Origin of the sequence: Paraburkholderia nodosa DSM 21604 (assembly GCF_000519185.1) — a bacterium.
Classification (GTDB): Bacteria; Pseudomonadota; Gammaproteobacteria; order Burkholderiales; family Burkholderiaceae; genus Paraburkholderia; species Paraburkholderia nodosa.
Genome location: NZ_JAFA01000032.1, coordinates 76,929 through 101,033, shown reverse-complemented (window position 1 = coordinate 101,033; position 24,105 = coordinate 76,929). Strand labels below are relative to the sequence as shown.

The 24,105-nt window shown below is 59.0% G+C and carries 21 protein-coding genes; 14 read left to right on the top strand and 7 right to left on the bottom strand.

Going from position 1 to position 24,105, the window contains the following annotated elements:
* Positions 1-210: 210 nt before the first annotated feature.
* Positions 211-1,038, bottom strand: a complete 828-nt coding sequence (locus A3CW_RS48360; RefSeq protein WP_245623814.1) for a mandelate racemase/muconate lactonizing enzyme family protein — start codon at positions 1,036-1,038, stop codon at positions 211-213.
* 109 nt (positions 1,039-1,147) lie between these two features.
* Here A3CW_RS48360 and A3CW_RS0133430 point away from each other — a divergent pair, with 109 nt between their 5' ends.
* Positions 1,148-2,176 carry a GlxA family transcriptional regulator gene (locus A3CW_RS0133430; RefSeq protein WP_028207451.1) on the top strand — a complete coding sequence of 343 codons (1,029 nt, stop codon included), beginning with the start codon at positions 1,148-1,150 and terminating at the stop codon, positions 2,174-2,176.
* Positions 2,177-2,651: 475 nt separating this feature from the next.
* Here A3CW_RS0133430 and A3CW_RS0133425 read toward each other — a convergent pair whose 3' ends face one another.
* A complete protein-coding gene (locus tag A3CW_RS0133425; protein WP_028207450.1) occupies positions 2,652-3,566 on the bottom strand; it encodes a LysR family transcriptional regulator in 915 nt (304 codons plus the stop codon).
* Between the two features lie 126 nt (positions 3,567-3,692).
* Between A3CW_RS0133425 and A3CW_RS0133420 the strand changes: the two genes are divergently transcribed.
* Together A3CW_RS0133420 and A3CW_RS0133415 are read left to right on the top strand one after the other, a co-directional pair.
* Positions 3,693-3,947, top strand: coding sequence for an alpha/beta fold hydrolase (locus A3CW_RS0133420; RefSeq protein WP_028207449.1), 255 nt, complete (start codon positions 3,693-3,695; stop codon positions 3,945-3,947).
* A gap of 147 nt (positions 3,948-4,094) precedes the next feature.
* Positions 4,095-4,796: an alpha/beta fold hydrolase gene (locus A3CW_RS0133415; RefSeq protein ID WP_028207448.1), complete on the top strand. Its 702-nt coding sequence runs from the start codon at positions 4,095-4,097 to the stop codon at positions 4,794-4,796.
* 7 nt (positions 4,797-4,803) lie between these two features.
* On the opposite strand, the gene A3CW_RS53455 is transcribed toward A3CW_RS0133415, so the two are convergent.
* Entirely contained in the window at positions 4,804-4,995 is a 192-nt protein-coding gene (locus A3CW_RS53455) for a transposase (protein ID WP_028207447.1), read from the bottom strand.
* Positions 4,996-5,254: 259 nt separating this feature from the next.
* Positions 5,255-6,922 (bottom strand): FAD-dependent oxidoreductase, encoded by a 1,668-nt coding sequence (locus tag A3CW_RS0133400; RefSeq protein WP_028207446.1) that lies wholly within the window; start codon positions 6,920-6,922, stop codon positions 5,255-5,257.
* A gap of 1,511 nt (positions 6,923-8,433) precedes the next feature.
* On the opposite strand from A3CW_RS0133400, the gene A3CW_RS52665 reads away from it, so the two are divergent.
* Both A3CW_RS52665 and A3CW_RS0133385 read left to right on the top strand, forming a co-directional pair.
* Positions 8,434-9,486 (top strand): hypothetical protein, encoded by a 1,053-nt coding sequence (locus A3CW_RS52665; RefSeq protein WP_154678104.1) that lies wholly within the window; start codon positions 8,434-8,436, stop codon positions 9,484-9,486.
* Positions 9,487-9,620: 134 nt separating this feature from the next.
* Positions 9,621-10,169, top strand: a complete 549-nt coding sequence (locus tag A3CW_RS0133385; protein WP_211254111.1) for a hypothetical protein — start codon at positions 9,621-9,623, stop codon at positions 10,167-10,169.
* A gap of 571 nt (positions 10,170-10,740) precedes the next feature.
* Here the strand turns inward: A3CW_RS0133385 and A3CW_RS0133380 are convergent.
* On the bottom strand, positions 10,741-11,025 hold the full coding sequence (locus A3CW_RS0133380; protein ID WP_028207444.1) for a DUF3303 domain-containing protein: 285 nt from the start codon (positions 11,023-11,025) through the stop codon (positions 10,741-10,743).
* Positions 11,026-11,321: 296 nt separating this feature from the next.
* Here A3CW_RS0133380 and A3CW_RS52660 point away from each other — a divergent pair, with 296 nt between their 5' ends.
* From A3CW_RS52660 to A3CW_RS0133370, 3 genes are all read left to right on the top strand, one after another.
* The gene (locus A3CW_RS52660; protein WP_154678102.1) at positions 11,322-11,633 is read left to right on the top strand and encodes a hypothetical protein; all 312 of its coding nucleotides are present in this window, start codon (positions 11,322-11,324) and stop codon (positions 11,631-11,633) included.
* A gap of 44 nt (positions 11,634-11,677) precedes the next feature.
* Entirely contained in the window at positions 11,678-12,844 is a 1,167-nt protein-coding gene (locus A3CW_RS0133375; RefSeq protein ID WP_028207443.1) for a porin, read from the top strand.
* Between the two features lie 348 nt (positions 12,845-13,192).
* Positions 13,193-13,828: a glutathione S-transferase family protein gene (locus tag A3CW_RS0133370; protein ID WP_028207442.1), complete on the top strand. Its 636-nt coding sequence runs from the start codon at positions 13,193-13,195 to the stop codon at positions 13,826-13,828.
* 296 nt (positions 13,829-14,124) lie between these two features.
* On the opposite strand, the gene A3CW_RS0133365 is transcribed toward A3CW_RS0133370, so the two are convergent.
* Entirely contained in the window at positions 14,125-15,561 is a 1,437-nt protein-coding gene (locus A3CW_RS0133365) for a methyl-accepting chemotaxis protein (RefSeq protein WP_028207441.1), read from the bottom strand.
* A gap of 210 nt (positions 15,562-15,771) precedes the next feature.
* Between A3CW_RS0133365 and A3CW_RS52655 the strand changes: the two genes are divergently transcribed.
* Together A3CW_RS52655 and A3CW_RS48345 are read left to right on the top strand one after the other, a co-directional pair.
* Complete coding sequence (locus A3CW_RS52655) at positions 15,772-15,918, top strand: hypothetical protein (RefSeq protein WP_154678101.1); 147 nt, start codon at positions 15,772-15,774, stop codon at positions 15,916-15,918.
* A gap of 447 nt (positions 15,919-16,365) precedes the next feature.
* Entirely contained in the window at positions 16,366-17,997 is a 1,632-nt protein-coding gene (locus A3CW_RS48345) for a methyl-accepting chemotaxis protein (protein ID WP_063750887.1), read from the top strand.
* Here the strand turns inward: A3CW_RS48345 and A3CW_RS52650 are convergent.
* Positions 17,946-18,206: a hypothetical protein gene (locus A3CW_RS52650; RefSeq protein WP_154678100.1), complete on the bottom strand. Its 261-nt coding sequence runs from the start codon at positions 18,204-18,206 to the stop codon at positions 17,946-17,948. The two genes, A3CW_RS48345 and A3CW_RS52650, sit on opposite strands and share 52 nt — an antisense overlap.
* A gap of 810 nt (positions 18,207-19,016) precedes the next feature.
* Here A3CW_RS52650 and A3CW_RS48340 point away from each other — a divergent pair.
* From A3CW_RS48340 to A3CW_RS0133340, 4 genes are all read left to right on the top strand, one after another.
* On the top strand, positions 19,017-21,827 hold the full coding sequence (locus A3CW_RS48340) for a bifunctional YncE family protein/alkaline phosphatase family protein (protein WP_245623813.1): 2,811 nt from the start codon (positions 19,017-19,019) through the stop codon (positions 21,825-21,827).
* Positions 21,828-21,995: 168 nt separating this feature from the next.
* Positions 21,996-22,763, top strand: a complete 768-nt coding sequence (locus tag A3CW_RS48335; protein WP_035514686.1) for an energy transducer TonB — start codon at positions 21,996-21,998, stop codon at positions 22,761-22,763.
* 25 nt (positions 22,764-22,788) lie between these two features.
* A complete protein-coding gene (locus A3CW_RS0133345; protein ID WP_028207439.1) occupies positions 22,789-23,520 on the top strand; it encodes a MotA/TolQ/ExbB proton channel family protein in 732 nt (243 codons plus the stop codon).
* 15 nt (positions 23,521-23,535) lie between these two features.
* A complete protein-coding gene (locus tag A3CW_RS0133340; protein WP_028207438.1) occupies positions 23,536-23,952 on the top strand; it encodes an ExbD/TolR family protein in 417 nt (138 codons plus the stop codon).
* Positions 23,953-24,105 lie beyond the last annotated feature (153 nt).

Here is a 24,105-nt window from a genome sequence, read left to right as displayed (position 1 = left end):
TCGATGCGGCGTGCCGTACGCACGCTGATGCCAGTCTTGGCGGCCGCGACTTCCTGCGGATGGTGTTTGCGCTTGTTCATGTAGAGACGAACCTGTTGGTCGGTGATGCGGGTTCCAGACATGAGCTGACCGCTTCTTCTTTAAGCTTCGATCAGCCCATCCTAAAGCCCCGCCGACGCAGCGCTGCCGGTGGCTCGTCGTCTCCGGCGGCTACGCCGCCTGCGACTCCTCACCACCGGCCAAAACAATCGTCAACGACCGGCCAACATAATTGTCGCCGCCCACACGCATCAGCAAGCGAATGTCTTCCATGCATTCGTCGAGGATCATTGGATGATCCGTATGCTGCCTGACCGTGAGGCATTCCTCATAGCTGGGGCACGGCTGTTCGATGTAGATATCGACGTCCCGAATGGCTTTGACAACGCGTAGCGCTTCGTGCTGCCGCCACCCGGTGTTCGCATCTGCCGCCAGGACGTTGCCGGGGCGTAGTTCAGCAGACACCTTGCGGATTCGCTCGATATCCGAATCTGCACCCGCACCGACCTTCATCTGGAACTGTTTGAAGCCCTGGTCCTGATACTCCCGGATTTTTTGTGCCATCGCATCGGGGTCTTGCCGACTCACCACCTTGAAGAGCTTGACCGCGTCTTGAAGACGCCCGCCAAGCAGGTTGTAGACCGGCTGGCCGGTCGCCTTCCCGAGGATGTCCCAGCACGCCATATCCAGCGCTGACTTCACGTACGGATGACCTTTGAGAAGTTCGTCCATGCGAACATTAATCCGGCCAATCTGGCACGGGTCTTCCCCGATCAGGCCCTCCGCAATCTTGATGAGGCCTGCGCGAGCGCCTTCCGCATAGGCGGGCAGATAGGCCGGTCCGAGCGGGCAAATCTCGCCAACACCGGTGAGCCCGGAGTCCGTTTCGACGATGACCACGGTTGAGTCGAACGACGCGAACGAAAACGTCGACCAGCTATAGGAACCCTCTTTCAGAGGTAGGTCGACCTGGTAGAGAGAGATTTTCGTGATCTTCAAGATGGCGCCTCCGTGCCGTTTGCCTGTTGATGCGGAAAACTATAATTGCCCACAGTCAAAAAAAATTGTACGTTTCGGACAATCGGTGGCACGGTAATGGAGGCAACCAATGCGGGGCGATTACTCCTTTCTGCGACCGGCCAAGTCCGCGCCAGAGGTCGATGCGCCGCTCAGAATCGGCATCGCACCGACTCCGGACTTCACCCTGATGTCGCTTTCGTGCTTTGTCGAGTTTCTGCGGCTGTCGGCAGACGAGTCGGACTTCAGCAGGCAAATCTACTGCTCGTGGGACCTTCTGTCTCACGAGATGTCGCCCATTCGATCGAGTTGCGGTTTTTCGATGATGCCGACCAGACTCTTCGGCGATCCGTCCGAATATGACTACGTTGTGGTGCACGGCGGGCTGCTTCATAGTACCGAGCCGATCCCCGACGAGCTTTACCGATTTATACAATCCTGCGTTGAAGCACGCGTCCCCGTCGTCGGGCTTTGCACAGGTCAATTCGTTCTTGCCGAACTGGGATATCTGGCCGGAAAGCGATGCGCTGTTCACTTCTCGCTCACGCAAGCGATGCAGAGCAACTTTCCGGACGTCATCGCTGTGACGGATGCCCCTGTCGTTGCGGACGGCGGATTCATTACATGTCCGGGCGGTCTTGCAGCGATCAACCTTGCAATGCACCTGGTTACGACCCACTGTGGAAATACGCGATCGCACAAGGCACTTCACTATTTGATGGCCGATCGGGGATTCGAGGAAATACAGGCTATGAAGGACGACTCGGAGATCGGCCTGCATTGCCCGGACCGGCGGGTCGTGAACGCAGTCGGCTTGATGAGGCAACGTACATTTGAGCCAGGTTCGATTGCAGGCATTGCACAGGCGATCGGGACAACCGAGCGAGAACTTACCCGACTTTTCAGGAAGCATCTGCGTGTCGCGCCCCTTCAGTATTGGAGGGGCATGCGCCTGAATGCCGCAAAATGGATGGTGGTCAACAGCGACCGATCGATTACGCAGATCGCATACGAGTGCGGCTTTACAGACAGCTCACATCTCATACATTGGTTCAAGCGCGAATTCAATGTCACCCCATCGAAGCTCAGAAGGCTTCAGTCAGACCTTGGAGTGCATTAAGCCACTAAGCCGAGTCCGTTAGGGCGAGCGACGCTTGCACAGCCGGAGCAGACGTTGCAGTGTCGCGAGCCTGAACGGCAGTTCAGGGGTCGACTACGGGCAGTCGCATCGGGCAGCAACCGGCGCCCACAAGCGGTCGACCACGGGCGTCCGCTTCGGTGCAGTTCAAATGCGATGTTTGCCTCTAGCGTGGTGCCGTTGCCGTTCTGGCACATCGTAGGTGAGCGTCTGGGCGCCGCTACTCATGCTGCGACGTCCGGAACGAACGAGATCCGTCACCGTAGTATGGAGCGGCGAGTTTCTCCCAGGGCACGATGACCGGCGCCTGCAGGAAGGTAGTCACCCGACCGAACGGGCGACGGCGCTGCGTGCGCTGGGAGCTTTGCTAGAAGCGGTCGGGAGAGGCGTGCGGGGAAGCGCTCCAATGCCAATGAAACGGTGTGCGTACGAGAACATTGGCCGGGGTTGCGCCACGTCAGCGGGACGGTGTGTCTGTGCCCGGCACGGAGCCGGTGATCAGTTCATCGGCGCGTGCGACGAAGCGCTGGAGCAGCGGCGAGGGGTTCGTCTTCGCGTAGCCCATCATCAGGTCGATCGTCGGTGCGGTACCGGACAACGGGCGGGCGACGACGGTCGGGATCAGCGCGTTACGTACGTACTGCGGCAGCAGGGTGAAGCCACCGGTCGATGCCACCAGCGACATGCCCCCAGACAAGGTCTCGGCATCGTAGGTCTGCCTCAGCGTGATGCCGACCTCGGCCGCGTAGGCGTCGATCACGCCTTTCAGCACCGGCGCGATTCGTGCCGTGCTGACGAACGCCTCGCCCCCGAGGTCCTGCGGCCGAACTGATTTCCGCGCGGCGAGGCGATGGTGCTTCGGCAGGATCACTACCAACGGTTCCTCCACCAAGCGCTTGAATACGAGGCCGGCGGTCAGCGCCTCGTGCCGCAGAAGTGCGACGTCGAGCTCGCCCCGCATTAGCGCGTTGGCGAGCTCCGGCGACGACTTGGTCACGAGCGTGATCTCGACATCGCACTCCTCCTCGCGGAGGATGCGCAATGCCTCGCGCAGCCAGACCGCTTCCTGCCCGAGCAGGAAGCCGATGACGAAGCCCTGCTTCCTGGGCACCTCGCAACGGCGCGCCGCTTCGCAGGCGACCTCTATCTGCGCCAATGCGAGCCGCACGTGATCGAGGAATACATACCCCGCAGGCGTGAGCTCGACGCCACGGGCATGACGTTCCATCAGCCGGGCGCCGACCTCCGCCTCCAGGTCCCGCATCTGCCGGCTCAGCGACGGCTGCGCGGTATGCAGCCGCCGCTCGGCCGCGCTTGACAGACTGCCCTCTTCGGCGACGGCCACGAAAAAGTGCAGGTGACGAAGCTCCATCCGAGCCTCCCATGCCTCAACGGTATGCTTGCAGCATAAAAAGTATTTCCCCCACGGCCCGCCTCTGTATAGGCTGATTTTGTCGGCATCGCTAGTCAATGGTTGCTTCGTCCGAGGAACGCCACCATGCCCACGCCAAGCAAAGTCAGCATCGTCTTCATTCGCGGCATCTGGGAAGATGGCTCGTGCTTCGCCAAAGTCATTCCGATCCTGCCTGCCGAAGGATACGACGTGATCGCGGCGCAGTACGGCCTCGACATGCACGCCGGCGACGTCACCGTGCTGCGCGGCGCACTCGGCCGGGGAGTCGCCCCGGTGCTCCTCATCGGCCTTTCGTACCGCTCCACTCGGCAACATGTTTCGCGCGATCCAGGATGCTGAAGCCGCCGCAACTGTTTGCGCGGTGTGGAGCCAATCGTAAATGAACAAGTATCTCTGACGAGCTCTGGTACGACTCGTCGCCAGTTGCTTGTCGCCGGCACCAGCCTGGAGGCAGGCATCGCTTTTCCATTGAAAGGAGTAAGCAAAGTGAACGCATCGCACAAGCCAAGCATCGTGTTTTGCCACGGCATCTGGGCCGATGGATCGTGTTTCAACAAGCTGATCCCGGCGCTGCGGGCGGATGGCCACGAAGTGATGGCGGCGCAGTACGGCCTCGACTCGGTGAAAGGCGACGTGGAGGCAACCATTCGCACATTCGGCCGGGTCAGCGAGCCGATCCTTCTCGTCGGCCACTCCTACGGCGGCGCGGTGATCACCTACGCCGGCATGGACCCTCGCGTTGCCGCGCTAGTCTACATCGCGGCGCTATGCCCGGAAGAGACGGAGACCGCGCAGGAACAACAGGAGAAGTTTCCGACGACGGACATCTTCAATCACGTCGAAGTCGCCGCTGGCCGAGTCTGGCTGAAACCGGACGGGCCCGCGGCTTTCGCTGGTGACCTGTCCGAAGAAGAACAAGGTATCGTCTATGCGACCCACTTCGCGCCGGCAGCAGACCTGTTCACCCACAAGCTGGACGGAAACGCCTGGAAGTCGAAGCCTTCGACGTACATCCTCGCAACCGAGGATCACACCGTCCATCCCGAATTGCAGCGCACCTACGCGAAGCGCATGGGTGCCACGATCGTGGAAGTCAAGAGCAGTCACGTCCCGATGCTCTCGCGCCCCGACGAAGTGCTCGCCGCAATTCGCAAGGCCGCCGCCGAAGTCGCCGCGAAACGGGGATAGACATCCTCTACGCGCCGCGGAGCTCGGAAACATTGGCGAGGCAGTCAACCTCCGTCACGCCCTTGTCGAACAGTGCCTTGTAGCCCGAGAAGTCGTCGCAGACGAGCGTGCCGCGCCCGCGCCAGGCGAATGCTTGTGGATGGCTACTGAATTGCTGACCAAGTCCGTCATTCCAATCCCGCTGCGCGGTCCAGCTCAATTGCGACGTTGAACGACAGCTACGGGGCGCCGAATCCGGCGGCCTCGACGGTCGCAACGGGGCCGGCTACGGCCAGCCGCATCAGGCAGTAGTCGGCCATCTCCAGCCACTCGCCCACGCTCACACCCATACGTTTGAACGTCCGATGGACCCAACAGCGGACCGCTACGCTCCGATTGTGGTGGATACATAATTTCTGCTCCGCCCGGGCATTCGATCCGGCATCGACTCAAGCGCCGTTCTCATAAACGGGGCCCGGCTATCGCGCACAATGTTGCGTGGCACTCTGCTGCAGATATCTGTGGACGAACGCGATCGCCATACTGCCCTCGCCGACCGCTGAAGCGACGCGCTTTACCTGGCTCAATCTCACGTCCCCACAGGCAAATACGCCAGGAACACTCGATTCGAGGAGGTAGGGATCCCGGCTGCAGGACCAGCGCCCGGCCTTAACGACGTCGTCGCCGGTAAGAACGTATCCACGCTTGTCGCGTGCGATTTCGGCTGGTAACCAATCGGTTTCTGCATCAGCGCCAATAAAAACGAACAAACCACCGCAGTCGTACTGATGTACGGCGCCATGCAACCCGTGGCGTACGCCGATCGCAGCCAAACAGGAATCGCCATGCGCACTGACGACTTCCGATTGGAGCTGCACTATAACGTTGGATTTTCCGTCTAGTTGCTCGATCAGATAGCGAGACATGCTCTTCTCGAGCGAATCACCTCGCACGACAAGCGTCACCGTGCGCGCATGATTCGCAAAGTACAGGGCGGCCTGGCCAGCCGAGTTCCCGCCACCAATCAGGTGGACATCGAGTCCATGAGTACCAATCGCTTCACTGCGTGACGCGCCGTAGTAAATGCCTTTGCCGATAAATTGGTCGCAACCCTCGATCGCGAGGTGGCGCCACGTCACACCCGTCGCAAGAATGATCGTCCGCGCCCGAAGGACATCGCCTCCGTCAAGGTAAACGTAACGCGCGTGGACATCGATCCGGGCGATCGACCGTGTCACGAGAATCTCCGCGCCGAGTCGCATTGCTTGCTGCAGCGCGCGGTTTGCCAGTTCGTCGCCCGAAACCCCGTTGGGGAAGCCGAGATAGTTCTCAATGCGCGAGGAAGTCCCGGCCTGCCCGCCAGGCGCCTCGCGCTCCAGCACTACGGTACGCAAGCCTTCCGACGCACCATAAACAGCCGCCGCGAGGCCGGCCGGCCCACCACCGATGATTAGCGTGTCGTATTCGGCGAAGCGCGGCTGCGTATGCAAACCCAACAAGTCAGCAAGTTCGCGCGTCCCCGGTCGGGTGAGCACCGTGCCGTTCACCAGTCTTACCGCAGGACAATCGTCCTCTGACGGGCGGATTCCCGGCCAACGTCCCGACCTTTCGAGCTCGTCGGGCGTTATCCAGTCAAAGCTTATCTGGTTGCGCGCAAGGAACTGGCGCAACGCCGCACAATCGACGTTCCAGCGGCTGCCCACCATCGTCACGCGAGGCTGGCGCGGCTCGGCGGCAATGCCCTGCAAGCCGCCGATGTTCTCGCGCGCGAGGGCGCCCATCTTAACCCCGATCTCCGGTGACACGGCTACGAGTGCGTAGTAGCGCTGGAGGTCGACACACATGACGCGTGACTTTTCCACCGCTCGATATGAGATGAGAAACGTCGAATTCAGCGCGATCGGTATTTCGCCAAAAATAGCTCCGGGAAGGCGCCAGCCCAACGTCCGTTCGATGCCGTCGAACGTCTTGCTCACTTCCAGCTTGCCGGACAGCACAGCGTACAGCGCGCGCTCCCCACCTTCATGGACCGCGTATTCACCTGCGCACAACTGCAGGTCCGCGGATGTTTTCGCGAGATGCCCCAGTTCGTCGTCTGAGAGGGTTGAGAACAGTGGATGCGCGCGGAGGTCGTCGATTGTCAACATGGCTCGGCCCGGACAAGCAAGTGAGATGAAGCTCGGTCCACGGAGTGCTGGGGGGACCAGCAAAGAACATACTCAAGCAGGCCGCACAGCTAGCTGATATTCGATCCGAGGCGAGAGCAATACCGTCAATGTTCACGCACCGGATACACCGATACTGCCAAATGGCTATAAGAGGATGCATGATTTGATTCCTCGAATCGCGGCAACTGGTCAAAGCGGGACGTATTCGTGGCGTGGGCGTGCAGTGATTACGGTTGGAGTTGGCCCGGCCTCGCGGTTCCGCGCGGATTTTCGGGTTTGCCGTTCGCCCTTGCGAGTTCGGCGCTTGATGGGCAATCGCGCGTTGCGCTCATCGGTCGGAACCGCGGTCGATTCCGATGGGATGCGCTCGTTGATATCTATTAATGAAGCAGTTCATCCCAAGCCCCTCTGGGGACGGGTTGGTGGTTGAAAAAGTCGAACCTTGCACAGAGCCCATCTGCTTACTCCCACTGCGGTAGCCGCCCGCGATTTCCGCCACGACTCGAAAGTAGCGCAACGCCCCCGCGGTTACAAACGTGCATGCGGATGCGAAAGTTACGTCATAGGTTGAGAAACCTATATGTTCGTATAGCCAGCGCGCGAACAGAGTCTTTTGGCGCACAAGTCTGCTGGCCGGATGAAGCTGCCGATCGGGCATCCGCCGCACGCACCCCGATATGCCGCGCCACCGGTCGGAAGAAGGGCCGTGCGGCGCTGTTCGTTCTGAAGGCAGCTCAGAAGCCCAAGGGTGCGCTCATCGTGAACGTTGATCCGCGCACGCAGCAAGGCTTTGCATAAGGCGGCAACTCCGGTGTTGATGTACCAGGGCCAACCGGTCCCGGAGCCGGGCAAATAGCGCACCGGTATGCCCTCCATTGCGGTCGAATAGTTCAAGCCGTATTCACGAGCGATCGACTCCAACCGTTCCGGCCATTCCCAGACGCCGAAGATGTCGTGGACGTAAGCAGCTCGCGTATCGCGGTAAGCCGCAAACGCATCAATTTCGCCCCTCCCACAGCGTTAGAGTCCTCGGGTCCGCGAGAATTTTGCGAGTTGCAAAGTCCACCATTACCGTCAGATAAACGATTTCACACGGCGTGGGAATCTGATGAATCGTCTCGCCTTTGCGCCAGCGGTCCCACATCGGCGCCTTCTGGCTCTCGGAGTAGTAAATTCTCGGTCGCTGTTTCATTTGCAACACCTCCACTGCTCACGCAGGTTCTAGTGTGTTGCATCGACCGGTTGAATCCACAGTCGACTACGGAAGTTCGGAGGGGCGGTATGATGAACGAGCAGCGTTGGGCGACGAACTTCCGAGTGCGGCCATGAAGAGACATTCGCCGCGCTGCCACGGATTGTCGACAATGGCTTTACGGATAATACGCAACAGGTCACGGGTGCCTAAAGAAAAGCACTTTCAGGACGATAACCGATATATCACCGCTATCGCGCAACTTTTGCCGGCACCAGTATCAATCATAAAGGCGAGAATGAAATATTCTGTTTTCTGTGCGTTCCTAACTGTCATATGTGCGGCGTGCGGAACTGTAGGTCAGTCGGAGCGGAGTCAAGAGCACCTATCGACCATTCCTGCTGATCCACACGCGACCACGCCGCCTCAATGGGTCAACGCAACGCCCCCGCCCTCTTTAACCATCTCCGTAAAAGCAGAGATTGATCTCAACTCCGTTAGGCAGACTGATGATGGTCTTATCGAAGCTTGGGAGAGAAATGTTTTCGACAAAAATGGCGAAGCATCAATCAAGTATGGTTTTCAGGTTAAAGAGTCGCACTATCTGATTGATTGCAAGAACGCAAGATACGGATGGTTAGGTTTCAACGACAGGAAATGGACTGGAGATTTGATCAAATCCAGTGAAGTTCCGGCTGACCATCGTGTTCTCGGAGACATTCCGCCAACTGGGATGATCGGTCCTGAAGTACAGCTTGCATGCAATCAAGCCAAAAAGAATTGGCCCGACAATCCGAACTATGATTTAAATATAAAATCGACTATAACTGTCACAATTACGCCTCTTACGACTCGGGAAAAAGAGCAAGTCGATGACGCGATCAGTCAGCAAAAAGAAAACGACAAACACAGCAAGCCTTTCGTCAAGCCACTCTTGACCGCACAAAATGGCAAAAATGTGTGTCTGTCGATGAATGGAGTTGATGGAAGCTCGTCACCATATGACCTGTGCATGGCGCAAGGTATGTTTGCACATGATATCTATGCGGTTCGCATCGGCGGAATACCTATCCTTAAGGGCATTGACGATAGTACGACCACTGGCATCAGCGGAATGTTCTATGGCAACCCCATCAGGTTGCGTTGCGAGCCCGTTAGCCAATTGGCCAATGACATAACAAGCAAAACCATTGAGGATGGGATTCAGTACGAACAGCAGGGAATGAAAAAATCTACGTTTGAAGAAAGGTTGAGGCACGTCATCTCAACAAACGTAGTTGAGATAGGAAGACACTGCATCCTGAGCAACACAAATGGTGTTATCGCAAAATTGGACGTCATCTCTCCATAAACGATGTCTTTTTCGGGCTGGCTTGCGCGGGAAAACTACGATGTCCGGCCTAAATCAGCCTTTCAATGCCTGCGCCACGATCGCCAATTCGTCGGTTGCTGTTGCGATCTTTGAAGTATCCAATAAAGATGAGGATGATGAAATCTTTGCTTGCAGTGCTCTTCGTCGCGCACGCGATGTGGCCGCTCGATGCCATGGCCGTCGACGTTGAGGATGGTTTTGGAGCGTACAAAGATGCGGACGGGCAGACCAAACTTGTTGCGTGCGAGAAAGCAATCTACGAGCGCAACTGGTTCACATACGACCGTGATCTTTTGCTGAAAGGTGGCTTGAACACACAGCAGGCCGAGGTGGTCTACGAGGCGATGAAAGAAGCAAGCTTACGCGAAGTCTTCTTCACCGCCTTGGCTCGAGGCACAGACAATGACGCATATTCAGGCAAACTGCAGCAGGTGGAAGCGTCCATGTTTGACATGTATGAGCAAGACGCCGCGGCCGCAGAACGGGAATACAAGCGCCTTGGCGAGTATTGCTTGACCCAAGTGTACCCCGCATTGATTGCCCGCAGCAGTGAGCTGGCAGAACTGGACAAGTCCGTTCGTAGCACACCGATACCCGAAGAGTTGGCGAGAGCAGCCAAAGCCGAGTTCATAACGCAGGCGACAAAGGGCGCCGCAAAGTAGGTTGCGTTCCCCTTGGGCGGAACGAGCCCTCATGGCCTGATGCTTTTGACGTTGCTGGTCGAGATATCTTTTGGTACCGCAAGTTCAACGGCTGATTCGCCGGAGGGAATGTCCGCTATGCAGAGAGTCGACGGACCGCTCTGGGTCGACTACGGAAGTTTGTAGGTGAAGGCAATCCGCTGCGCATGGCCTTCCGATGGATTTCCCAGTTTGGCCATGACCTGTCGTTAAGTGAGCGAATAAACCGGCCGTTGGAACGGCTGCATTAATCCGGAACCCGGCGGGCGAGTTACGCGGATAATTCAGCCTTTGCCAGCATTGGGGCGTCTTGGGTTCTACGTCAGCAATTCGGCTTGGTAGCGGCTTCGTTGCGCGTCATGCCGGAGCAGTCCAGCGTCTGGTGCATCCTGGCGTAGGCTTGGACTTTGTGATGTTTTGTCACTGATCTGATAACCGCTTGCTCAACCACATTGACGCCGGACGTCGAGTTGGTGGCAAAGGCATGACGTGAATATGCTCCGAGCGCGCCCCTCGACGCGCTCCAGGCCCGGCCATCCAACGCTTGTGGATTTCAGTTTGCCGACCGTTGCTGAGATGCCAAAACAGCACCGAGTTCCTCGTCAGTCAGTGCAGGCGCCGTTGTGAAGGAGAAGACATCCCCCCACTGGACCGTCATTGCCGCGACTGCGCTGGCGTCCGTCGCTTCAACGATTGCAACGCCCCTAAACTCGCCGGCTGCATGCCAGCGGCCCACCATCGTGACGTTGTCGGGCGGCTGACCGCCTGTTTTTATGAAGCGCTCAATTGCAGCCTGCTGCATTGCCGGCTCACCTTTCCATTGAACGATAAATTTCATGGCGAATGTCCCCTCTACGATGGCGATGCCGACTCGTGGCGCGCCCGCTCTTCGTGGTGGACGCCTCGACATCGCGACGGTTCGTCGCCCACTTGCCGGCATGGATTCTCCGCATCGTCCATGCCGTCGGGCGAAGCCACGAGATACCATCGAGGATAGGTAAACCAGCCAGGTCCCGGCTCTAACCGGGTGAGCGCAGTGTGCGAAGCCGCACATACGGATTCGATGGCTTGCCAGGCAATCGGACGATGACTGTCGGGTAGGGCCGATGATTTGGCATCGAGTGACGGTATGGAATGACCGTTCCACTCAAATACGCGCCCTCGCAATACCGACTGCACGACCCGCGGCTCGGGATCGGTTACGGTCGACCGTATCAGGCAGTTGCCGGCCTTGAAGCGTCGGTCACAGAACGGTTCGCCCGAACATTCAAACGTCAGCGGCAGCCGGAAGCCGGTCACCCATCCGCCGTTGCCGACCTGGTACGAAATAGTCCATCGATCGCCCGCCGCACAAGACATTGCGCCCTTTTGTTACGTTTTTGCGACAGTCTTTTTTTTTCGTTTCTTGAGTTTGCAGGAGGTGCCGTATTCTCCGGCGCGCAGTAACAAGTAAACCAATCCAAAAGATACTCAGGGACACTGAATTACAGATGAAGAACAGCACCATCAAGGCAACGGTTATCGCTGTTGCCGCTTTCGCCGCATCCTCGGCAGCAATGGCACAGTCGTCGGTCACCCTGTACGGCATGCTGGACGCAGGTATCAGCTACACCTCGAACGTGAATGGCCACTCGGAAGTCGCCCTCGTTGGCGGTGCCTCGGGGTCGAACAAGTGGGGCCTCCAGGGTCAGGAAGACCTCGGCGGCGGCCTCAAAGCGGTCTTCAAGCTCGAAAACGGTTTCAACATTGCTAGCGGTGGCATCGGCGGCCAGGGCCCCATTGGCTCCTCGCGTTCGCTGTTCAACCGCCAGGCCTACGTAGGCCTCACGTCGGACCAGTACGGTACTCTGCGTATGGGTCGCCAGATCGACGCCGTGACGGAAATGGTTCAAGGCCTGACGGGCGACGCCGTTTCGGCTTCGACATTCTCGACCCCGGGCGACGTGGACAACAACGACAACACGACGAACCAGAACAACGCCGTAAAGTACATTTCGCCTATCTTCAAGGGCTTCCAGGCTGAAGGCGCGTACTCGTTCGGCGGCGTTGCCGGTGCTATGGGTTCGGGTCAATCGTGGTCGGTGGCTGCGGACTACGCTCAAGGTGGTCTGACGGTCGCTGGCGGCTACTTCCATGCCGCAAACCAGGGTGAGAACGGCTGGCAGAACGCAACGGCGCAACCGTCGTTCGGCGGTGCGCTGGGCTATCCGAGTTCGGGTTACTACGGTGGCAATGCGTTCAAGAGCGCGGGCATCGCTCAAATCGCTGGCCAATACCAGTTTGGTCCGTACACGGCTGGCCTGCGCTACTCGAACGCTCAATATGAAGGCAACGATGGCCAGGCATCGATCCACTTCAACGTAGTGGGTGCCCTTCTGCAGTACCAGGCAACCCCGGCGCTGTCGCTGGCTGCTGGATACACGTACGTCTACGGTTCGGCAGCCACGCCTGCGCAAGCCGCTGAAGGTCGCACGATGGCTTCGATCAACCAGGCGTCGCTGGGTGCTACATACGCGCTGTCGAAGCTTACCTCGGTATACGTGATGGGCGCGTACGTTCACGCTCAGGGCGCTCAGGCTTCGGCTGCTGACTTCGGCAACACGGCATCGGGCGGCAACCAGGTTCAAGCCAACATTGGCATGTACCACAGGTTCTAATAGCAGGTTCAGAAGACCGGGGTAGTGGACGCATTACCCCGGGCCAAGAAAAGCCGCGCTAGTAAATTGCACCCCAAAAATTGGACATTGGTCCAGGTTTTGGGGTGTTTTTCATGAACCGCCTGGGTTTCCTGGGCACGTTGCGGTGTTAGTGTCCGGCCTTTCATGAGCTTTCGGCCGTAGGCCGAAGGCTGTACTGTCGGGCGAACTCGTCCGGGGTTAATTAGTTAAGAGCCATGTGAGGCCCTTCGCGCGGGCTCCGTTACCCGATGAATTTAAGCGCAATATCCGGAGTGTTGAGCGCGGGCCACATCAGTCATAGTTGGGCTTCCTCACTCAGGAGTCGACATGCTGCGCTTATACGACTATCTGCCCTCCCAGAACGCCTGGAAGATCCGGGTTCTGTTTCGCCTTCTCGGTATTCCCTACACGACCCAAGAGGTCTCCATCTTCGAGGGAGCGGGGCAGACTGACGCCTTCCTCAAGCTCAACCCCTCAGGCGCCGTGCCTGTGCTCGAACTGGAAGACGGCCGCGCTCTGTCCGAGTCGAATGCGATCCTTCAGTTTCTGGCAGATGGGACCGACTTCCTGCCATCTGACCGCTTCGGACGCGCCAAGGTTGCTCAATGGCTCAGCTTCGAGCAGTACTACATCGAATCGGTCATCGGCTCCTTGCGTTTCTGGACATTGACGGGGCGGTTGAAGCGTAATGCTGCGATGGTCCCAGCCAAACAGGAGACCGCCACGAAGGCGCTGCGAGCCCTCGATCGGTCTCTGGCGGAGGCGACCTTCCTGGTCGGTGGTCGCCTGTCCATTGCCGACATATCGGTCTACGCATACACGCACCTCGCAGGCGATGTCGGTATCGACCTGCCAGCCTATCCTGCGCTCGCTGCCTGGCTGTCGCGCGTCGCTGCCGAGATTGGTCCCAACAATCCCGTGCATCCATACACCATCGATCCGCACGCCATCGTGCGTGATTAAGGGGCGCTCAAAGTTACACCCGCGGTCGCGCGCATAGCGGACAATGCCTTTATATGCCATCGAAGCATCGGCGCCGACCCGCAAACGCCGATCCGCGCAGAGGACGCTGCTTCTGGTGAAGACGGCACGACATCGGCTTGACTCGTGGGCGAACGTCCGCATTGGAGAATGTCGAGCGGCCGCAACGGGTCGATATGCCCTATTCGCTTTCACACTGAGCCGACGTTGCCAGGGCGTCCGCTGGCTGCAGGCAGGCCCCAATCAGCCGATAGTTTCGCTGCTTCTGAAACTACTGGTTAATCCAGACGCATTTCCGCGGGCTCAACGAGGAACGCCGAAATTGCCGAGCGCAGTTTCTGCGCCTGTTCATTCAGGCTTTCGGACGTTTGCGCAAGCTTCTTAACATGATCGACGTTGCCTTCCAGCGCGGTGTCCATTTCATCGACGCCCCGGCTAAACTGATTGACGTCACCGCTCTGCGCGTCGCTCGCGGAGCTTACCTGTTCGATCAATCTGGCCACGCTGCCCACTGTTTCGACGACATGTTCCATGGCCTGGCCAGCACGTCTGGCGAGCACCGCGCCTTGATCGACCTTCCCCAGCGAATCGACGATGAGGCGCCTGACGTCAGAGGCGGCATTGGCGCTCCTCTGCGCAAGCGTACGCACTTCGGATGCGACCACAGCGAACCCGCGACCGCTCGTTCCCGCGCGCGCCGCTTCAACCGCTGCGTTGAGCGCAAGAATATTGGTCTGAAATGCGATGCCTTCTATGGTCGCGATCATGTCCCCCATGCGCTGAACGGCGGCTTCGATCTCGCTCATATTGCTTACCACTTCGCTAACCGCTTTCCCGCTCTGATGAGCAACCGCCGAGCTCTCTCTCGCGAGGCTATTTGCCGTAGCGGTATGTTCTGCGCTGCTCCCGATGCGACCGGCGATCTGCACGATCGCAATGTTTGTCTGTTTGAGCCCGTTCGCCTGCGCCGCAATCTGCTCGAACAACAGCCGGTTTTCGGCCGCGATGTCCTCCGATGACTCGGCCATCCGGTCAACGATTCCGGTCACCTGCTGCAACGCGCGATGGATCGCATCCAGCGTATTCTTGAAGGTACGGCTGCTGACACCCTTGAGCGTCATCGGCGGGAGGCGCAGGTCGAACTTACCCTCTTCACGCGAGAGCATTTCTCCCAGCAAGGCAAGCTCCCTCCCCGTCAACCCGTCGATCTCCATGCGTCTCGCGATCACGATCAGTAACGCGGCTTCTGCGACGACATAGCCGGCATGCAGGAAGACCACTGAAAGCTCGGGGCGCGTAAAACAGTATGCGTTGAGCCCGGCAACCTGCAGATAATTGAACGTAACGTGATGCAACGCGATGACGATTGCCGCGCAAACGACAGGCCGCCAGTCCCTGTACGCGAGAAGAAACGCCATCAGGACGAAGACCCCGAAGTGCATCGCGGTCAATCCGCGCTCCTGATAGATTTGCAGCGCAGCGAATGTCATCAGGCTCGCCGCAATACATAACCGCGTGAGAAGCATGCCGCCATGCCAGCGCACCAGCGCCGACGCGGTCAGCACCGTGGGCAGCCCGATCCACGCGACTGCGTCCCACGTGAAGGTGTTCTCTGCAAGCAAACAGGAAATGACGAACAGCCCCCAGATCACGACGATCATGAGTTTGTCGGCTCTGGCGTAAAGCGAACGTAATGACGCGCCCGTTGATTCCATGATGTCTCCCGATGCGTGTGCAACCGACTCTTTCGTCATGCGGATGTTTGCCCTTGCTCTTCGTTCGACTTTTTTCGCAATGGCAAAAACTCAAAAACATAATGCTGGAGTGCGCAACCGGCTTGATTCTCCGATCAGGCATTTCTATTAGTTGCGTATGCAACCAATTCACTTGAACGTTTGTATTTCGGTTGCCCGATGGAGAACTTGATGGGTACTTTCAACTTTATTTTTCGCTTCGCTCGAAGCGACGCGCATCTTTTCTCTTTTCGTGACAGGAATATGGAAAAGGTTGTGCGCCGTGACTACTTTGAACCGCCCGCAACCACCACGAGCGGACTGCGTTGCGATAACTGAGGCTATCGATCTGCGCGCATTGCATTCGCCGTGTCGCATCCCGCGAGTCCGTTGAGGCCTATTCGATGGGCGAACCGGCGACCACCTCTTCCATCCGACTCGAGCGTTCTCAGAGTTTGTTGCGTACGCAACGACATCTAGATTTTCTTTGAATGGAATATGTATGATAAGCAATGCACATGAAAGCCGCCTCGGTCTTCTACTTCCAACCCCAAGAATCAATAGCTTTCTATCTTTTCATGAAAATAACTGGAGGAAGGTTGTGCGCGGCGACAGGTTCGTTTGTGCACATAACTCTCTTGCGCAAATGGCATCCGCGCATGGCAAGCGCATTTGTTCTTCATGTGCTCGCCGTATTGCGTCGCTATATGCCTTGATGTCATCTCACATTGCGTCGGTCACAGCGTGCGCCGACTCCCACGAAACGTTGCGCGGAGAACAATATTGATGAAGAGCACTTTTCATAACGCCGGCATCGGCATGCGGCTTGGCGCAGCCTTCGGCCTGCTTCTCGTTTTGCTATGCATGACGGGCGCGTTCGCAACATACCAGGCCTCGCGGATATACGAGAACGGAACGAAGACGATTGCTGATCAGTGGTTACCCGCAGTTCAAACGCTCGGCGACATACGGGCCTACGCCAACGGCGTACGCCGGACGTCCCTTCGCCTGGCAATGGAGCCTGACGCGTCGGCGCGTCAGGGGCAACGCTCCCAGCACGATGACTCGATTGCAAAACTTGAGATCGCGATGCAGGAATATCAGAAGCTTATTGCGTCGCCAGAGGAAATGCAGATGTATCGACGCATCCAGCAGGCGTGGAGCGAATACGTTACACAGGACGCAAGGGTAATTGAACTCTCCGATGGAGCCAGCGAGGCCGCCTTCGCCGAAGCGCGTGCTGTTGCGAACGGCAGTGCCGGCCATACGTTCCAGACGGCTTTAGACCTGATTACGGAAAGTGTTCGACTGAACAGCCAGGGAGCGGCGAAAGCACGCGAGGAGGCCGCCTCCTCATATCACACGGCATTGACTGCGACCGCGGTGATGATGGCGGTCGCGGCGATGATCGGCATAGGCGCCGCGGTCGTGATCACTCGATCGATCACCGTTCCGATGCGCACGGCGGTGACGATTGCGCAAACCGTTGCGCGCGGTGACCTGACGTCGCGGATCGACGTTGCCGGACGCGACGAGACGTCGATGTTGCTGCGAGCGCTAAAGGACATGAATGCGAACCTCGCCGGCCTGATCGGACGAGTGCGTGCGGGGTGCGAGAGCATCGTCACGGGGTCTGCACAGATCGCAACCGGCAGCGCGGACCTCAGTACCCGGACCGAAGAACAGGCGGCGTCGCTGGAGGAAACGGCTTCGAGCATGGAGCAATTGACCGCTACGGTTCGGCAAAATGCGGAAAGCGCAAAGCAAGGGAACGCGCTCGCGATCAATGCGTCCGAGACCGCCACTCGCGGCGGCGTCGTAGTTGGGCGCGTAGTCGAAACGATGCAGGAAATCTCCGATAGCTCCGCCAAGGTATCGGAGATCATCGGCGTGATCGAGGGCATCGCCTTCCAGACGAATATTCTGGCGCTCAACGCCGCGGTCGAAGCTGCGCGAGCCGGCGAACAGGGCCGTGGATTCGCAGTGGTCGCAGCTGAAGTGCGCGCGTTGGCGCAGCGCAGCGCCAGTGCGGCGAAAGAGATCAAGGAGCTAATCGACGTGTCGGTCGAGCGGGTCAATACCGGTGCGAAACAGGTTGGCGAAGCAGGGCTGACGATCGGAGAAGTCGTGCGTTCCGTGCAACGCGTAACTGACCTGATGGGCGAGATCGCGGCCGCATCACGCGAACAGCATACGGGTATCGAGCAGGTCAATCAGGCAGTCGTTCAAATGGACCAGCTCACGCAGCAGAATGCCGCACTCGTTGAAGAGGCATCCGCGGCCGCGCAGTCGATGAGCGACCAGGCGTTGGAACTGCGCGACGCAGTTGCGGCGTTCAGGGTCAATGCCAGCCGCATGCATGGGACTCAGACCGGCACCAATACTGCCTCAGAACGGCAACCCCACTGCACCCAGTAACCAATGCGGTTGAACATGTGGAATTCGGCATTGGGGAGGCCGGCCTTCAGGAAACTCCCCCGACCTCGCAAAATGAAAGGCAAATAAAGGGCTTTAGAAAGGTACAGTGCGTCTTCGACGTAGCGCACCTCGACCAGCAACACCGGTAAAACTGCCCATTTTGCCAGCCTGCTTTCGACGCGCGGGTCAGCATGTGAGTAGAGAGCCATCTCATGCATCGAAGCATCTGCGTCGCACCTTGCTTGCAAACGCAACGAGACAATGGCGGCCCTTTACAACCTTCACCTGTCTGTCATGCAAGACTCGTAATCTGTATAGCGAACTGGCGGCGCAGTCCCACAGGCATTGAGTGCCACGATGCACCCAGTCCCGACTGCGCACCATAACGGCCAGCAACACACTCCGGTTCCAAGTCCGATGTTCTGAGCGTTCCTGCCATGTCCAGTCACATGATGAACGAGATCGAACACGACGGCGGCAAACCATCAACACTGTGTCAGCACGCCCACCACACCTTCTTGTGCTATTTCGCCGGGATTTCCGGTGCGTTGCCGGTCTTCGATAAGTGCTTTGATCCGGACTTCGCGCGGCGTCTCTTCGTAAGCGTATGCCCGTATCGCACTCGGACCTCATCTTATCGATGACACTACCAATTAGCATGTCGAAATAACCGATATCGAGTTTGTGAAATTACTGACCAAGCAACAGAGAACGATTCGCATTCTGAATATCCACGCTTAGAACATGTCATTCGATTGACATTCGAAACTGACTAAATGTTACCGGGCTGAAAGCGCCGGGATGGCGCCATTGCAATACATCCCACCTGGTCCAATCACTTGCACGTCTCCGCAATCAGGGGCAACAGACCTGACAAATGATTCCGTTTGAATCGAATTTGGCTTTTCTGTTTTGATTATCTGGAGAGAACCAAAATGAATCGTAACGTCGTTCAATCTGGCTTAGCCTTAGGATTACTGACTAGCTGTATTGCATTTGCAGCACCGCCGCAGGGCAACATGGAACTTCTGCCGACGGGCCAGTTCATCTCCCCGAGAGCCATTCCGGGTGCTGTGCAGCAGCTGCTCAACCCGCAACTCGCGGCAAAGCCGACCCAGGTCGTCAGCGGCGCCATCCGGTCGCAACTCAGCCCGGACGGTAACACGCTGGCCGTGATTACGGCAGGCTACAACACCGTCTACACGGGCGCCAGCAACAGCACGCTCGACAAAACTGACTCGACTCAGTACATCTTCATCTACGACGTATCGGGCGCCAACAAGGCCAACCCGAAGTTTGTCCAGGCCATTCACCAGAACAACGCGTTCGATGGTCTCGTCTGGAATGGAAACCAGACCCTGTACGGCACTGGCGGCGCTGACGACGCGGTCTACGTGTACAGCCGCCCGTCCGCTCTTCCGTCGACCCAATGGTCGCAGACCGCTGCCATCGCCCTGAATCACAGCAAGGGTATCGGCAACGGTGTGAAGCCGAACGCCGGTGGTCTCGCCCTTTCCGGCAATGGCCGGATCCTCGTCGTTGCCAACAACTACAACGACTCGATCACCATCATCGACACGACGACGAACACGGTCACGTCGGAATATGATCTGCGTCCGTTCAACACGTCGGGCACGCAAGGCGCTGCAGGTGGCGAATACCCGTGGGCCGTTTCACTGAAATCCGACGACACCGCGTTCATCTCGTCGGTGCGGGACCGTGAAGTCGTGGTGCTGAACCTGTCGAACCCGGCCGCACCGCAATTCATCACTCGCATCCCGGTGAAAGGCAATGCTTATGGCATGACCCTCTCGCCGGATCAGTCGAAGCTCTACGTCGCGGTAGCGAACACCGACCAGGTTGCGGTCATCAATACCGCCAGCCACAGGGTCGAGAGGACGATCGACATCGCCAGCCAGTCCGGCAACGGCGACGGCGACGATCAGGGCCGAGGCAACAACAAGAAGTACAGCGGCCGCGACACGGTGAACGTGACCGTGTCGCGCGACGGCAGAACCCTGTATGCGGTCAACAACGGCGACAACTCGATCGCCGTGATCTCGCTCGACGGCGACGAAGGCTACCACGTCACCGGCCTGATCCCGACCGCCTATGCGCCCAAGGACATCACGCTGAGCGCCGACGGGTCGCAGATGTACATCATCAACGGCAAGTCGAACACCGGCCCGAACCCGCTGTACACCTCGGGTACCTCGGCGCAGTACCAGTTTGGTCTCGAGCAGAGCAGCCTCGTGAGCGCGCCGGTCCCGAGGGGCGACGCGCTTGCCCGGCTGACCAGCCAGGTCGCTGAAAACAATCACTACTCGGTGAGAGAGTCAGAAAGCGATCGCCAGACGATGCATTTCCTGCGTGATCACATCAAGCACGTGATCTATGTCGTCAAGGAAAATCGCACCTTCGACCAGATTCTCGGCGACCTTGGCAACGGCTCGAACGGCGATCCCTCACTGACCATGTACGGCAAGTCGACCACGCCGAACTTCCACAATATCGCTGGCAACTTCGTCACGATCGACAACTTCGCCGATCCGGGCGATGGTTCGATGGACGGCTGGTCGTGGGTGCAGCATGCGCACGTCACGCCGACCGAGGAGGTTTCGCAGCAGGAGAACTACGCTGGTGTGAGTCGCGGCATGTCGTATGAATCCGAAGGCGCCAATCGCGGTCTGCCGGTTGGCCTCGCCACGACCGCCATGCGCGACGCCGCCTCGGGCGGCGCCTACTCCACGGTGACGTCGTCGTTGCCGGGCGGCACGGCCAACGCGCTGCCGGGGATCGCCGATATCTCGGTGCCGGATGCCCCGTTCGGCTACCAGAAAGCGAGCATCTACGATGCGGTGCTGCAAGCCGGCGGGACGGTCCGCAACTACGGCGGCATGGTCAACAACACCGGCTCGATCGGCACGATCGCCAGCCCCCTCCTCACCCCGTTTGCCTCCGGCAATATTCAGGTCTACCCGCTCAAGCCGTCGCTCGTCACCCTGACCGACCCGTACTACCGCGGTTTCGACCAGGCCTATCCGGACACGTTCCGCGAACTCGAATGGAACCGCGAGTTCCAGCAGTACGTCGCGAACGGCCATCTCCCGTCGTTTGAGTTCGTCCGCATGGGTTCCGATCACACCGGTAGCTATGCGCAGAACGTCGGCCAGATGGGCACGGCTGAACAGGAGCAAGCGGATAACGACTTCGCGGTCGGCAAGCTGATCGAGACGGTCGCCCACAGCCCGTACGCGAAGAGCACGCTGATCGTGGTAGTCGAAGACGACTCGCAGGCCGGCTCCGATCACGTCGATTCGCACCGTGCTCCGGCCTATGTCGTCGGCGCGTATGTGAAGAAGAACGCCGTGGTCAGCACTGCATACAGCCAGGTCAACGCGGTCCGCACCATGGAAGACGTGCTCGGCACCCAGCACATCGACCTGAACACGGCGTATGCGCAACCGATGGCCGATGTCTTCGACACCGGATCGGATGGTTCGTGGACCTACACCGCCGTTGCATCGACGATTCTGAAGGGTACGAACGTGGGCAACGTGGCGACCGGCCCGACCTCGGGCGGCAACGACGGCAACCAGTATGCACAGGGCCCGGACATTCATCCGCTGCATGACGCGACCTACTGGGCGAACGCGACGAAGGGCTTCGACTTCTCCAAGGAAGATCGCGTCCCGCCGGAGGTGTTCAACCGCGTACTGTGGGCGGGCGTGATGGGTAACAAGCCGTATCCGGCGCCGCACTCGGTCTATACGAAGCCCACGACCGACGGCGCGAAGACGGTCGCTGCCGCCGACGACGATGACGATTGAGCGAAGCATGTCGTCCCGGCGTTGCGTTGACGGGGTCGCAACGCCCGTTGCGCCAGGCGCACAGTAGCTGGCATCGGCGGGCGGCTGTCCATAGGGGCAGCCGCCCGCTGACATCGATGCTCTGCGCAGACGTTCGTTAAAGCGAACCGCTTGAACCGGATCTACCGCATGCAGATTTCGCTTCCTTGTTTTGCCGATCGCGAACCGGCATCGCCCGACAGACTGAATGTCCGCGCAACGAGCGCCGTTGTTGTCGTCGCTGCCATTCACGCGGTGCTACTCGCGGTGGTGCTGAGCGGCCGCAACGATCCTGTGCCGCCTCCCGCCGAGCCGCGCACGATCACGGCAGAACTGCTGAGTCCCGCACCGGTTACGGCACCCGCCGTCGTCCAGTCGCCTCCTTCCCCGCTCGAGCACCGTGCGACATCCTTCGACATTGCGAAGCCAAAGGCGCAGCCGCAAAATATAAGGAAAACAAATCATGTGACGACGCTGCATGAAACCATGGCCCCATCACCGCGCAGGCTTACCGCAACCGAACCCGTCGCAGCACAGCCAGCCGCTTCTCCCTCCTCGAGACCAGCAGAGCCCGTGGCCGCGGCCGCCGCATCGTCGCCCGATGCCGTCTCCGCCCGCCCAACAATCGCACTGGCCGCTCCGCAGGACATCTCGCATCTGCACTGCAGCATCGCACAGCCACCCTACCCGCCGCTCTCGCTACGACGAGGCGAAACAGGTTCTGTCATGGTGAAATTCATCGTGGGACTGACGGGCCAGCCTGAATCCGTGGAACTGAAAAGCGGCAGCGGCCACAGCCGCCTCGACGAAGCGGCACTTGCCGCCGTGCGCGACAGCACGTGCCAGCCGTATCTCGAGAACGGTACGCCGCGCCGTGTGCCGACGTCTGTTCCTTTCGTGTTCGCCCTGAACAACTAGCGCAGACGTTTATACGGAACCCGTCATGCAAAACTATGGTATTTCGCACTTCCTGGTAGCCGGAGACTTCGTGACGCGCGGCATCGCGCTCGCACTGCTGGTCATGTCGGTGCTCTCGTGGAGCGTGATCATCGTCAAGGGCTGGAATGTCATCCGACTCAGGCGACTGGCCCGTGACATCGATCAAACAGTTGGACATCTCGACGATTTCACGGACAGGGCAATGCAATCGGAAAGCCGCACAACCACGGCGCAAGAAAACCCGTTTCTCGCACTCGCGCTGGCCGGCAAGGAGGCAGCCGATCATCATCGCAGCGCGCAACCGCTCTTGCGCGAACGCATGGACGTATCGGACTGGATAACGCGCTGCCTGAAAGACACCATGGACGAGAGCGTCGCCCGCATGCAGGGCGGTCTTTCCATCCTGGCATCGATCGGCAGCACCGCGCCGTTCGTCGGGTTGCTGGGTACGGTGTGGGGCATCTATCACGCCATGCTGGCGGTTGGCGCGACTGGCCAGTCGTCGATCGACCAGGTCGCGGGCCCCGTCGGCGAAGCGCTGATCATGACGGCGTTCGGCCTCTTCGTCGCCATTCCCGCTGTGCTGGGCTACAACGCGCTGACGCGCGCAAACAAGGCGCTCGCCGGAAAGCTGAGGCGGTTCGCGCATCGGCTTCACGCGTACTTCGTGACCGGCTCGAGCCTCTCGCCGTCGGTCCACGACAGCGGCCTGCGGCTCGCCACCGGTAGCGACTGACTTCGAGATACGACAATGGCCATCACCCCATTTACTGACGACGAAGACGATGGTCTGATGGGCGAAATCAACATGACGCCGCTCGTCGACGTCATGCTGGTCTTGCTGATCGTCTTCATGGTGACGATCCCCGCGCTGCGCCATGCGGTGAAAATTGAACTACCACACGCAAGCAGCCAGAAGGAGGACGCGAAGTCGACGCAGGTCGATGTGTCGATCGAGGCCAATGGCACCGTGCTATGGGACGGACAGCCCGTAGGACCCAACGCGTTGCGCGCGAAGATCGCCGCGGCGGCACGCGAGAATCCTGTGCCGGAGCTGCATCTTGGCGCAGATCGCAAAGTGGCCTACGAAGCGGTGGCACAGGTGCTGTCTGCTGCCTATGCTGGTGGCCTGACGAAGATTGGCTTCGTCACCGAGCCAAAACCATAGACTTTTGCCTCGCTAACCTGCTTCGAGGTAGCGGGTGTGCCGTTCAGACAACGGCACACCCGTTGTCTATTTGCTGCTTACATAGGCAAGTCATTTGCATTCAAGACTATAGGGGGCGATGGATTATCTAAAATCCCCATAACAGGATGACGT